Origin of the sequence: Paraclostridium bifermentans, assembly GCF_964259345.1 — a bacterium.
Taxonomy (GTDB): domain Bacteria; phylum Bacillota; class Clostridia; order Peptostreptococcales; family Peptostreptococcaceae; genus Paraclostridium; species Paraclostridium bifermentans_B.
Genome location: NZ_CAXVJR010000009.1, coordinates 58545 through 71894 on the forward strand (window position 1 = coordinate 58545; position 13350 = coordinate 71894).

The window sequence follows — 13350 nt, forward strand, 5'->3', positions numbered from 1 at the left end:
AAATTGTTAGAAATGTTTAAAGCCATTATACTTGGTATAGTTCAAGGTATAACTGAATGGCTTCCTGTAAGTAGTACAGGCCATCTAATATTAGTTGAACAATTTGTAAAGTTTAATTTATCAGACGTTTTCGTTAGTACATTTATGGTTGTAATTCAACTTGGATCTATACTAGCTGTACTAACATTATATTTTAAGAAATTAAACCCATTAGATCGTTCAAAAACTCAAAAGGAAAAAAAGGATACTATAGACCTATGGATCAAGGTTATAATAGCGGTAATTCCATCTGGAATATTAGGTGTATTATATGATGATACAATCGATAGATTGTTCTTTAATCCTACTACCGTTTCAATAACTCTTGTAGTTTACGGTATCATAATGATAATGCTTGAAAATAGAAATAAAAAGCCTAAAGTTACAGATTTTTCTCAACTTACATATAAGCTAGCACTTGGCATAGGTTTATTTCAATGTTTAGCTCTTATCCCTGGTACGTCTAGATCTGGTTCAACTATAATAGGTGCAGTACTATTAGGTACATCTAGATATATAGCAGCTGAGTTCTCATTCTTCTTAGCTATACCAACTATGGTTGGAGCTAGTGGATTAAAACTTTTAAAAACTGGAGCAGCTTTCTCTGGTTTTGAATGGTCTGTTATAGCTGTAGGATTTATAACAGCTTTTGTAGTTTCAGTTTTCGCTATTAAATTCTTAATGGACTACATTAAAAAGCATGACTTTAAAGTATTCGGTTATTATAGAATCGTACTTGGTATTATAGTATTTACATATTTTACTATGATAGTTTAACACAAACAAAAGAAGCACTATGTGCTTCTTTTATTTTTTAGATTCAACCAATAACTTAATTATGTCACTTGCACTTTCATTAAAAGTAGTTATTATACTTAAATAGTCAGTCGCTCTATTTATAGCTAAGTAAACTTTATTCAAATCTCCTACAAAGTCATTAACTTGATAATCTTGAGTAATATCATTAATACTATGATTGTATAACATCTCTAGCTCACAAAATATAACAGCCTTGTATTCTAAATTTTTTATTGAGTATATGTTTGATATAGTAACTCCTGTTTTTTTAGATATATTAGTTAGTTCATCGTCTCCATATACATATGGAATTTCATTTTCTTCCAAATCTTTTTTTAGCATATATTGAAAATATATTGTTTTTCCATTCTTTAATCTTTTCTTATTGAATGGAAATACTACAGCTATATCTGAATATCTTAACCCCTTTTTATTCGTTAAATAATCTATTTCCCAAATTACTGAACTTATTTGTTCTTCTATATCAGATACTTTTATTATATCTACTGCTTTATTGCTTCTTCTAATAGGATTCGATGTATAATAAATATCATCTTTTACCGTTGGTCTAATATTTTTTATATATTCATTAGAATTTTCATCAAAATTATTTACAAATTCAACTAAGTGATTACTTTGTCTATAATTTTTATTTAGCTTAATTATATTTTTAAATTCTATATTATCCCAAGAATTTTTAAATAAATTTAAACTACTAGATATGTTTAGTCCCTTACACTCAAATGCATTAAATATATATTTAGATTTATATAAAAACTCTCTTATAAAATCTATCTGACTTTCGTCAAAACTTTCTATTTCATCTATAAATACACCTTTAAACATACTTCTATTTTTTATAGTATTTTTAGCTTGTAACACTAGATTTTTATATACTTTATCTGGATTACTTTTTAGTGTATTATAATCAAATACTAAGTTATAGATTTTAGCTAATTTAAATAAAAATGAACTAAATGTATGTACTTCAATATTATTGTTATCTTTATATAAAATAGATAGCCTTTCCTTAAGTTCATTTTTAAGCTGCTTTGTATGAGTAAATACTATAAATTTATGATGAGGATATACTCTAGCTAATTTAATTACTCTAGATAGCAATATAGTTGTTTTTCCAGACCCTGATGGACCCTTATATAAAGTGTTTCCATATTTTATTGATACTATATCTTCTATTTGCTCTTTTTCTAACATAGTAGCTGTATAACTATAATCATCATTTGAAAATGAAATTTTCTTTAAGTTTTTATTTAAGTTTAAATTATCATTTATTACATAATACTCAGGACAAATTTGTAGCATAAACAAATTAAGTAAAATTTCCTCATTACGATTTCCTAAATATTCATCTATGTTAATTTCATAATCCATCATCTTATGTAATTTATTTTTATCTATTATATTATTCTCTACAAACTCACCATACTCTTCTGTATCATAAATAGATACATATGGCATGATAAATACATAGTTATAATCTATATTATTTGCTACTTTACCCATTTTTTTTCTTAAGATATCATATTCTTCTTCCATTATTTCCAAAAGTTCATCTTCTAAAATCATAAATAAATCTTCAGTTGTATCCATAAATTTTATAAATAAAACACGTCCATCTTTTATATATAAAAGATCTGTATTGATACCCTTGAAAGGAGTTACCTTTGGCACTACATTTGCTTCCTCTTTCATATTTAGATAAAAAATTCTTTCAAATTCTTTTATCTTTAATGCATCTAGCTCGGAATTTATATTTATGTACTGGCTCAATTTCTCATCCCCCTTATTTTATATAATTATATCATTTTAATTAGTTTTTTTCTATATTTGATGTATTTAATATATTATTTCCATATTATATACGATTTAATCTAAAAATTAGATAAGTTATATCCATAAAATAAAAGGGAAACTTTAATAAGTTTCCCTTTTACTACATTTGATAATGATTCTCTAACCATATATTCATTTTTCTTCTTATTTCATTTTTCTTAACTTCATCAAATTGTGCGTCTTCTATACTATAAGTTTGCACTAATTTTTCTACATTAGGTGGATATTCAAGAAAGTTTCCATTTTTATTTTCAAATCCAATACTCATTATATCGTATTTATTTTCATTTTTATTTATAACAACTCCATATTCTACAGATTCATCTATTTTGTTGCTATTTGAAATTTTAACATATTGATTTTGTGATAAATTATTTAACATAGTCTTACTCCTCTCTTCTTTTAAATTAGTATTCTCTTTTTTAAGGAATTTTATTATATATGATTATATAGTTCTTCCTTTTCCAGAATCACTTAAATCAACTAAATTCTCTGGATAAGGTGAAAATATACTTTGATTTAATATTTCATCATCATCAAATCTAGCTGCATATGATTTTATATTAGTAAATAATGCACTTAAGTGCAATTTACCTTTACTATATTTAACTAAACTATCTACAAATATTTCTTTTTCCTTCATAGATATTTTAGATTCATATTTATTATACATATCTATTATACTCTGTATATTTTTCTTGGAATTCCTATTCTTTCTTAGTAACTCATACAAATTTTTTTCATATTCTAATATTTCTTTTTCTGTATTAAATTCATGTTTAGCTATTTCTTCTAATCTAGAATATAAGTTTATATCATAACTTTTTAAAAGTGCTTTATTCTTATTATGAAAGCTTTTCAAGTCACTTTTATTATGTTTAAATTCATTTATAGTAAATAATTTAGTAAAAAATTCATCTCTTATTAAATAATTTTTAAGTCTTCCTTCATTTTCAATAGGTAAATGACCGTATGAATCTATTACTTCTTGTGCAAAAAAACCATTACCGTCATTAAACAAGCTTGATTTCCCATTTTTATGATATACCTTAACATCTTTAATTCCACAAGATGGAGATTTACTTTTTAATATAAACCCATCTATATCATTCAATGTGTTAATATAGTCTTTCGAAAACTTTTTCATACTTTCAGTATGGTCTATATTACTTTTAGGTTGTATCAGTTTTTTTTGACTATCATAATCAACTATTCTTATAGCCTCTCTAGGTGTTGATAATCCTATACCTGTTTCTGGGCAAACTGTAACAAAATCAACATAGGGCTGTAATATATCTATTAATTTACTACTAGAGCCCTGTCCATTATATCTGCAATTTTCAAATCCTAGACACTTGCTTACAACTAACTTTGGACGTCTCATAAACATCTCTCCTATGATGTAAATATTTCTTAATATAATACTTATATTTTAGTCTTATTTATATTCTATTATTCTATATAAATATTTACATATTAAAAAAGCGAATATATCAATTGATATATTCGCTTACATTATTTTCTTATTTAGCATATTCGATTGCTCTTGTTTCTCTTATTATACTAACTTTTATTTGTCCTGGATATTCTAATTCATCTTCTATTCTCTTAGTCATATCTCTAGCTAATAAATGTATATCTTCATCGCTTACATTTTCAGGCTTAACCATTATTCTGATTTCTCTACCTGCTTGTATAGCAAACGATTTATCTACACCTTCATATGAATTTGCTATTTCTTCAAGTTTCTCTAAACGTTTTATATATGCTTCTAATGTTTCACGTCTAGCACCAGGTCTCGCTGCTGATATAGCATCTGCTGCTGTAACTAATACAGCTTCTATAGTTTGTGGTTCATAATCTCCATGATGAGTACTCATAGCATGTATAACATCTTTAGATTCTTTATATCTTCTAAGTAAATCCATACCTATCTCAACATGAGTTCCTTCCATTTCATGGTCAACTGACTTACCTATATCATGTAAAAGTCCTGCTCTTTTAGCTAACTTAACATCTGCACCGATTTCAGCCGCCATTATTCCAGCTATATGAGCAACTTCTATAGAATGCTTAAGAACGTTTTGCCCATAACTAGTTCTATAGTTTAATCTACCTAAAAGTCTTACTAATTCTGGATGTAATCCATGAACCCCTGTTTCAAATGTAGCTTGTTCCCCAAATTCTTTAATAATATTGTCAACTTCTTTTCTAGCTTTTTCAACCATTTCTTCTATTCTAGCTGGATGTATTCTTCCATCTGCTATAAGTTTTTCAAGTGCTATTCTTGCAACTTCTCTTCTTATAGGATCAAATCCTGATAGTATTACGGCTTCTGGAGTATCGTCTATTATTAAATCTATTCCAGTTAAAGTTTCTAATGTTCTTATATTTCTTCCTTCTCTTCCTATTATTCTACCTTTCATTTCATCATTAGGTAGATTAACTACTGTAACAGTAGTTTCAGCAACATGATCTGCTGCACATTTTTGTATAGCATATCCAATTATTTCTCTTGATTTCTTATCCGCTTCTTCTTTTGCTTGAGATTCTATTTCTTTTATCATTATAGACATTTCACGTCTTACATCTCTCTCTGCATTAGTTAAAATTATTTCTTTAGCTTTATCAGAAGTTATTCCAGATATACTTTCTAATTTTTCTAATTGTTGAACTTTTATAGCTTCAACTTGTTCTTCTTTTTTCTCAATTTTCTTTAGCTTATCATTTAGTACAGAATCTTTATTCTCTAGTGTTTGAAGTTTTTTATCCAAAACTTCTTCCTTTTGAATTATTCTTTTTTCAAATCTTTGAACTTCTACTCTTCTCTCTTTGTTCTCTTTTTCTGCTTCATTTCTCCATTTATGGATCTCTTCTTTTGCTTCTAATAGTTTTTCTTTTTGTAGAGTTTCTGCGTCTTTTTTTGCCTTATCTATTATATCATCGGCCATCTTTTCAGCTTGGCCAATTTTAGCTTCAGATATATTTTTTCTTACAAAATAACCAACTATAATACCCACAAATATTCCCAATAAAGCGCTTAATATTGCCTCTATGACATCCACCTCCTTTGTTAATATAAACCGTCACTACAGTATTTATAACATATACTTTTATAAACTAAATAAGAATATTTTATTCTTATTTAATTTTATAATTTTTTCTACCTTGTGTCAAGTTAATAGGAGGTATACAGACTATTATTCTCCAATATTTTCTATTGACTCATCATTTGTCTCTGAGTTCTCTCTATTTTCATCTAGTTTGTAGTGTTTTCTAACTAAAACTTCTATTTCTTCTACTAAATCAGGATTATCTGCTAAGAACTTTTTAACATTCTCCCTTCCTTGTCCTAATTTAGTTTCATTGTAGCTATACCATGCTCCTGATTTCTTAACTATATCTACATCTGCTGCTATATCCAGTAAATCACCAACCCTAGATATACCTTCTCCATACATTATATCGAATTCACACTGCTTAAATGGTGGTGCAACCTTATTTTTAACAACTTTTACTCTTGTTCTACTTCCCATAACTCTATCACCTTGCTTTATAGTGTCTATCTTTCTAACATCTAGTCTAACTGAAGAGTAGAACTTTAAAGCACGTCCACCTGTTGTTGTTTCAGGACTACCAAACATAACTCCAACTTTTTCTCTTAACTGGTTTATAAATATAGCAACACAGTTAGATTTTTTAATAGAACCAGTTAATTTTCTTAATGCTTGAGACATAAGTCTTGCTTGAAGTCCAACATGAGAATCTCCCATATCTCCTTCTATTTCAGCTTTTGGTACTAATGCTGCAACAGAGTCAACTACTATTATATCTATAGCTCCACTTCTTATAAGAGCTTCAGCTATTTCTAAAGCTTGTTCTCCCGTGTCTGGTTGTGAAACTATTAAATTATCAACATCTACACCTAATGCTTTTGCATAAATTGGATCTAATGCATGTTCAGCATCTATGAATGCTGCTATACCTCCAAGTTTTTGAGCTTCTGCCACTGCATGTAGCGTAACTGTTGTTTTACCTGAAGATTCTGGTCCGTATATCTCAACTATTCTTCCTTTTGGAAGTCCTCCTATACCAACTGCTATATCAAGTCCTACAGACCCTGTTGGTATTACATCTATAGCCATAGTTTTAGATTCACCTAGTTTCATTACTGAACCTTTACCAAAGTCTTTTTCTATTTGTGATAACGCTGAGTTTAATGCTTTTAATTTTTCATCTTGTATTCCTGCCATTTATACTACCTTCCCTTCTATCAGTCATTTATATTATCTTAACTTTAAGTTAAAGTTTATATCAAACACTTGTTCTATTAATATTATATCTATTTTGTATCTTAAAGTCAAATAAATAATACATTATTAGTATTAACTTTAAGATTATTTATTTATACATATTTTTCCATAACATCTAAAATAAACTTTTACCGACTGTACCATTCTTATACATAAAAAAGATGAGTATATTATCATTAATACCCATCTTTTTTCTCTTTATTTACTTTCCATAAATAAGTTTTTATTTTTGTATACATACTCCCATCCTGAATAAAGAGTAAGTAATGTAGCTATTAGTATAGTTATCTTCCCTATATTTATAAGTAATATACTACCAGTATGCGCTCCTAATAAAAGTACTACTATTGCTACCATTTGTGAAATAGTCTTTAACTTTCCTCCTGAGCTAGCCGCTATAACTTTTCCGTCTGCTGCAGCTATTGCCCTTAATATACTAACCGTAAGTTCTCTTGCTACAATTATTATAACCATCCATGCTGCAACTAAATTATATTCAATCATAGTAGTTAACGCTGATATAACAAGTAATTTATCTGCTAATGGATCCATGAACTTTCCAAAATCAGTTATTAAATTGTATTTTCTAGCTATATGTCCATCCATAGCATCTGTAACTGAAGCTATTATAAATATGATACATGCTATCAAAAACTTACTTGGTATATTAATCATCATAACAATTATAAATATTGGTATTAAAAATATCCTAAATAAAGTTAGCTTATTAGGCAAGTTCATTAACTACATCTCCCATCAAATCATACTCTAAGGCATTATTTATTTTAACATCAACAAAATCTCCTGGGTTAAGTTGGTCTTCAGATTTAACATAAACTATACTGTCTATTTCTTCTGCATCTCCTTGAGTTCTTCCAATATAAACTTTATCTTCTATTTGTTCTTCTATTAATACTTCATAAACTTTATTTACTTTATTAGCATTTAATTCTTGAGATATCCCTTGTTGTACTAACATAAGTTCATCTCTTCTTCTCGCTTTAACATCTTCCTCTAAATGATTAGGTAATCTATCAGCTGCTGTATCTTCTTCTCTTGAGTACGCAAATGCTCCTAATCTATCAAACTTAACTTCTTTTGCAAATTCAACTAATTCTTTAAAGTCTTCCTCCGTTTCACCAGGGAACCCTACTATTATAGTAGTTCTTAATGTTGCATCTGGTATGTAACTTCTTATCATATCTACTTTAGATTTTATATCTTCTCTTGTTGTCTGTCTATTCATTAATTTTAATATTTTATTACTCGCATGTTGAATCGGCATGTCAAAGTAATTACATATATTATCATATTTTTTTATTACTTTTACAAGTTCTTCTGTTATTGACTCTGGATATGAGTACATTATTCTTATCCATTTAATTCCTTCTATTTGAGCAAGTTCTTCTAATAATTGAGGAAGTTTAACTTCTCCATATAAATCAAATCCATACTTAGTTGTATCTTGTGCTATTACTACAAGTTCTTTAACTCCATTTGAAGCTAATTCCTTTGCTTCTTTTACTATATCTTCTATCTTTCTACTTCTGTATTTACCTCTTAACTTAGGTATTATACAGTAAGTACAGTGATTGTCACATCCTTCACCTATTTTTAAATAAGCCATGTGTTCTGGAGTTGTAACATATCTTGGAAGATCTTCATTATAAGCAAATTCTATATCATTTAAACTTACTATATTATTTTCTTTTTCAAGACCTGCTATAATTTCATCTATTTGTTGGTAACTTCCAGTTCCAACTATTGCATCTATTTCTGGAATCTCTTCTTGAAGTTCTTTTGCATATCTTTGTGCTAAACAGCCTGTAACTATAAGTAGTTTTAAGTTTGCAGTTTTCTTTAATTCTGCAAGATCTAGTATAGTATCTATAGACTCTTGCTTTGCTGATTCTATGAATCCACAAGTATTAACTAAAATTATATCTGCTTCTTCAAACTCTCCTACTAATTTATATCCTTTTCTATTTAAAATTCCCATCATTATTTCTGCATCTACTAAATTTTTCGAACATCCTAATGACTCTAATGCTATCTTTAACATCTAATTTGCTCCTTCCTTTGCTGATTCATGAAAGTCTATCAATACTTGAAGAGACTTTTCCATATCATCACAGTTTACAACTTTATTGTATTTATACTTTTCAACTGAGTGACCATATAGCGCATCATAATATTCTACTAAATAATGTTCTATAAGCTCTTCATATTTTCCTTCATTAAATAGTTCAATATAATGATCTACTTTTGCATTTCCTAATCTTTTTCTAAATTTATTCATACATTCTATTAATGCTTCTGGTTTTTTCTTGTCTGTATATATATAATCTCTGCATAATCTATCCACTCTAGATTTAACACTACACTCCATTAGAATATGATATCCATCTCTTACTATACCTTCATATATTTCGTGAGGAACATTAACATGTCCAACTCTCTTACTTTCACTTTCTATAAATATATAGTTACTTTTTGAAAAATAAAGTCTTTCAAAAAGTTTAGTTTCAAATTTCTTTTGAGTTGGTGGTTTTTCGTCAAACATTATAAATCCAAATGTAGAACCGCTATTCTTAGCTATACCTTCTAAGTCTATAATATCTATACCTTTTTCTTCTAACATTAAAAGCATATCTGTTTTACCAACACCTGTTAATCCGTGCAGTACTATAAATTCTTTAGTATCCATAACAGTTTTAAAGTAATCTAATACAAAGTTTCTATACGCCTTATATCCACCTTCTAATTGATATACATTAACACCTAAAGTAGCTATCATATTTGCTAAGCTTCCACTTCTCATACCGCCTCTAGCACAATATAAAACTATATTCTCGTATTCATTCGCTAGACTTAATACTTCCATATACATATGCTTTAGCTTATCTTTTACATAATCAAAGCCTTTTTGTATAGCATCTTGCTTTCCTTGCATTTTATAAATTGTACCTATATCTTTGTGCTCATCATCATTAAATAATGGCATATGAAACGCATCCATCATATGATCTTCATTAAATTCCGCTTCTGTTCTAACGTCTATAAATATTGTACTTGGTAACTCTAACGCATTTTTTACACTTATTGTCTTCAACCTTATTCACCTTCTAAATTATCTAAATCTTGTTTGCTTATTAAAACTTTTCTAGGTTTACTACCTTCACTTTGCCCTACTATGTTTCTTTCCTCCATAGCATCTATTAATCTTGCCGCTCTGTTAAATCCTATTTTAAACTTTCTTTGAAGCATTGATGCTGATGCTTGTCCGCTTTCAACTACAAATTCTATAGCATCATTTAAAAGTTCATCTACATCACTTGCTTGTTCTTTAGATATTTTAGCTATACTATCTACTATACATTCTTCATATTTAACTTCTTCATTAACTTGACTCTTTACATATTCTATAACTTTTTCTGATTCATCTTCAGATATAAAAGCTCCTTGTAATCTTACAGGCTTTGCTGCTCCTAATGGATAGAATAACATATCACCTTTTCCTAAAAGTTTTTCTGCTCCACCCATATCAAGTATTGTTCTTGAGTCAGTTTGAGATGATACTGCAAATGCAATTCTTGATGGTATATTTGCTTTTATAACTCCTGTTATAACATCCACTGATGGTCTTTGCGTTGCAACTATTAAATGCATTCCTGCCGCTCTTGCCATCTGAGCTAATCTACATATATAATCTTCCACATCACTTGCACTAACCATCATAAGGTCTGCAAGCTCATCTATTATTATGACTATTTTAGGAAGTTTATCTTCTGCTTTTTCATTATAACTAGTTATATCTTTTACGCTTGTCTCTGCAAATAATTTATATCTTCTGTTCATTTCTGTAACAGCCCAATTTAAAGCATTTGCTGCTTTTTTAGGATCAGTTACAACTGGTATTAATAAATGAGGAATTCCATTGTAGTTTGCTAATTCAACTACTTTAGGGTCTATAAGTAAAAACTTAACTTCATCAGGATTTGATTTGTATAATATACTATTTATTAAAGTATTTACACATACACTTTTCCCCGAACCAGTAGATCCTGCTATAAGTAAGTGAGGCATTTTACCTATATCCGCAATTATAGGCTTACCTGCTATATCCTTACCTAATCCCATAGCTAAAGGAGAGTCAAACTTCTTAAACTCATCACTTTCAAGAACTTCTCTTAATGTAACCATTTGCGCTTCTTCATTTGGAACCTCTATACCAATTGCACTCTTTCCTGGTATAGGAGCTTCTATTCTTATGCTTTTAGCAGCTAAACTAAGCGCTATATCATCTGTTAAGTTTACAATTTTACTTACCTTTACTCCTGGACTTGGTTGTAATTCATATCTTGTTATAGTAGGCCCAACAGTTACTTGGTTTACACTTGCTTCAACTCCAAAGTCAGATAAAGTTTTTTCTAGTAAAGAAGCATTTTTTAGTACTTTCTTCTTACTCTTATCATCAGTTTTTGAGTCTATTTTATTTAAAAGTTCAATGCTAGGTTTTTTGTAATTTTCATACTTTGATTCAGTTTTTATTTCCATAGGTTGAGTTTTTTCTAAACTGTTGTTTGTTTTATTAGAAACTTCAGTTTTCTCAGTAGGCTTGGCTTTTTGAAGTTCTTTTAGAACTTCTAATTCTGGCATACTTTGAGTTCCTTCTAGAATTTCTAAGTAATCATCTTCAGCTTTATTAAATCCAACTATCTTTATTGTTTTGTCATTTTCATCATCTTCTATACTATCTTCATTAGTTTCTTCTTTTTTAGATTTACCTCTTAGTCCTTTTTTAGTAACCATTGTATTTTCATCTACTTCTTCAGTTACCATATTAAACATAGCTTCTTTTAAATTCTGAGCTTTCTCTTTAATAGTAAGATTACTATTTTTTTCTTTTTGAGCTTTAACTTTCATAGTATATATTAAATCTTTTAAAGATATATTAAATGTAAACAATCCTATTATAATTAATGCAAATATACTTACTAACCAAGCTCCTGTTATTCCAAATATTTTAGTTACATAATATGTTATAACTGTAGCTATTAATCCACATCCTTCTCCACTTACTGCTTGTTTTGTAACTTCTTTAATTACATATGAGTTAGTAGGACTATCTATAGGCAAGCTATTTGCATTTATAAGCCCGTAGAATATAAATATAAATAATACCCCTACATAATATAACTTTGTACTTTTAATTCTATATATATATTCGTTTTTCTCGAAAAAACCTAGTATTCCACCTATAATTATCATAAATGGTATAAATATAGATAATTTCCCAAACAATCCTAAAAATATATTTTGAATAATAGTACCTAATAGCCCCATAGAACTAGAGTTTAAACTATATAATAAAAATATTCCTATGAATATAGTTATTAGGTTGTTATATTCTGCTTTAAAGCTAGATTCTATGTTCTTTTTCTTTTTAGATTTCTTCTTAGCCATCAATCTCACCTCTTTAAAAATAAATTTATCTAAGAATTAATAAACTCCAAAATCATAGCAAAAAGTGCTAATGTATCTATACACTAACACTTTTATATCTTTTAATTATATCACATATTTTATTATTTAACCAAATTTATTTAATTATATTACTTATTCTCTTCACTATCCTCTTCTTTTATAAGCTGTCTTAGCTTGCACATTGCTTCTTTAAGCCCGCCTACTTCATTTATAAGTCCACATTCTACAGCTTCTTTACCTATAAGTACACTCCCTACATCACTAACCAATTCTTCTTTTGAATACATTAGCTTTTCTAATTCATCTCTTTCTATTTGTGATGTTCTAGTTATAAATTGAGTTATTCTTTCTTGCATTTTCTTAAAATATTCAAAAGTTTCATTAACTCCAATAACTAATCCATTTGTTCTTATAGGGTGAACAATCATCGTAGCTGTAGGTGCTATAAATGAATAATCTCCAGCAGTTGCAAGTGGCACCCCTATACTATGACTTCCTCCAAGCACTAAAGTTACCACCTTTTTAGATACGCTATTTATAAGCTCCGACATTGCAAGCCCTGCTTCAACATCTCCACCTACTGTATTTAATATAATTAAAACTCCTTTTATATCCTTACTTTCTTCTATAGAAAATAACATAGGTATTATATGTTCATACTTAGTAGATTTTTTTTGAGGATTTCCTGCAAAATGTCCTTCTATTTCACCTATTATAGTTATACATTGTATGTCTTTAGTGTTTTGCTGCGGAATATTTGGAACTCCCATCTGTTTTATGTCTTGTATATCTTCAGGTTCCTCGTTGTTATTTTGATTTTCTTCTGATTTAAGTTTCATACATAGCCTCCTTTAAGATT

At 28.4% G+C, this 13350-nt stretch carries 11 protein-coding genes; 1 reads left to right on the forward strand and 10 read right to left on the reverse strand.

Annotated elements, in window-relative coordinates; genetic code table 11:
• The first annotated feature begins 12 nt into the window (after positions 1 to 12).
• Entirely contained in the window at positions 13 to 816 is an 804-nt protein-coding gene (locus tag ACEXNK_RS15360; RefSeq protein ID WP_373600064.1) for an undecaprenyl-diphosphate phosphatase, read from the forward strand.
• 30 nt (positions 817 to 846) lie between these two features.
• Here ACEXNK_RS15360 and ACEXNK_RS15365 read toward each other — a convergent pair whose 3' ends face one another.
• The 10 genes from ACEXNK_RS15365 to ACEXNK_RS15410 all read right to left on the reverse strand — a co-directional run bounded on the left by ACEXNK_RS15365 (position 847) and on the right by ACEXNK_RS15410 (position 13330).
• On the reverse strand, positions 847 to 2628 hold the full coding sequence (locus ACEXNK_RS15365) for a UvrD-helicase domain-containing protein (protein ID WP_373601612.1): 1782 nt from the start codon (positions 2626 to 2628) through the stop codon (positions 847 to 849).
• 163 nt (positions 2629 to 2791) lie between these two features.
• A complete protein-coding gene (locus ACEXNK_RS15370; protein ID WP_373600570.1) occupies positions 2792 to 3073 on the reverse strand; it encodes a hypothetical protein in 282 nt (93 codons plus the stop codon).
• 63 nt (positions 3074 to 3136) lie between these two features.
• Positions 3137 to 4075 carry a YbgA family protein gene (locus tag ACEXNK_RS15375; protein WP_373600571.1) on the reverse strand — a complete coding sequence of 313 codons (939 nt, stop codon included), beginning with the start codon at positions 4073 to 4075 and terminating at the stop codon, positions 3137 to 3139.
• A gap of 139 nt (positions 4076 to 4214) precedes the next feature.
• A complete protein-coding gene (gene rny, locus ACEXNK_RS15380; protein ID WP_373600572.1) occupies positions 4215 to 5756 on the reverse strand; it encodes a ribonuclease Y in 1542 nt (513 codons plus the stop codon).
• A gap of 135 nt (positions 5757 to 5891) precedes the next feature.
• Positions 5892 to 6944, reverse strand: coding sequence for a recombinase RecA (recA, locus tag ACEXNK_RS15385; protein WP_373600573.1), 1053 nt, complete (start codon positions 6942 to 6944; stop codon positions 5892 to 5894).
• Between the two features lie 258 nt (positions 6945 to 7202).
• Complete coding sequence (pgsA, locus tag ACEXNK_RS15390; protein ID WP_373600574.1) at positions 7203 to 7745, reverse strand: CDP-diacylglycerol--glycerol-3-phosphate 3-phosphatidyltransferase; 543 nt, start codon at positions 7743 to 7745, stop codon at positions 7203 to 7205.
• Positions 7732 to 9066, reverse strand: coding sequence for a 30S ribosomal protein S12 methylthiotransferase RimO (gene rimO / locus ACEXNK_RS15395; RefSeq protein WP_373600575.1), 1335 nt, complete (start codon positions 9064 to 9066; stop codon positions 7732 to 7734). Before rimO ends, pgsA begins: the two co-directional genes overlap by 14 nt.
• A complete protein-coding gene (gene mnmH, locus ACEXNK_RS15400; protein ID WP_373600576.1) occupies positions 9067 to 10116 on the reverse strand; it encodes a tRNA 2-selenouridine(34) synthase MnmH in 1050 nt (349 codons plus the stop codon).
• 2 nt (positions 10117 to 10118) lie between these two features.
• Positions 10119 to 12470, reverse strand: a complete 2352-nt coding sequence (locus ACEXNK_RS15405; RefSeq protein ID WP_373600577.1) for a DNA translocase FtsK 4TM domain-containing protein — start codon at positions 12468 to 12470, stop codon at positions 10119 to 10121.
• A gap of 149 nt (positions 12471 to 12619) precedes the next feature.
• Entirely contained in the window at positions 12620 to 13330 is a 711-nt protein-coding gene (locus tag ACEXNK_RS15410; protein WP_373600578.1) for a ClpP family protease, read from the reverse strand.
• Positions 13331 to 13350: the final 20 nt, after the last annotated feature.

Excerpts from the sequence above, each read along its gene's own strand:
- ACEXNK_RS15360 (WP_373600064.1), top strand. The coding sequence starts at position 13 with ATGTTTAAAGCCATTATACTTGGTATAGTTCAAGGTATAACTGAATGG.
- ACEXNK_RS15370 (WP_373600570.1), bottom strand. The coding sequence starts at position 3,073 with ATGTTAAATAATTTATCACAAAATCAATATGTTAAAATTTCAAATAGC.
- ACEXNK_RS15375 (WP_373600571.1), bottom strand. The coding sequence starts at position 4,075 with ATGAGACGTCCAAAGTTAGTTGTAAGCAAGTGTCTAGGATTTGAAAAT.
- recA (WP_373600573.1), bottom strand. The coding sequence starts at position 6,944 with ATGGCAGGAATACAAGATGAAAAATTAAAAGCATTAAACTCAGCGTTA.
- pgsA (WP_373600574.1), bottom strand. The coding sequence starts at position 7,745 with ATGAACTTGCCTAATAAGCTAACTTTATTTAGGATATTTTTAATACCA.
- rimO (WP_373600575.1), bottom strand. The coding sequence starts at position 9,066 with ATGTTAAAGATAGCATTAGAGTCATTAGGATGTTCGAAAAATTTAGTA.
- ACEXNK_RS15405 (WP_373600577.1), bottom strand. The coding sequence starts at position 12,470 with ATGGCTAAGAAGAAATCTAAAAAGAAAAAGAACATAGAATCTAGCTTT.
- ACEXNK_RS15410 (WP_373600578.1), bottom strand. The coding sequence starts at position 13,330 with ATGAAACTTAAATCAGAAGAAAATCAAAATAACAACGAGGAACCTGAA.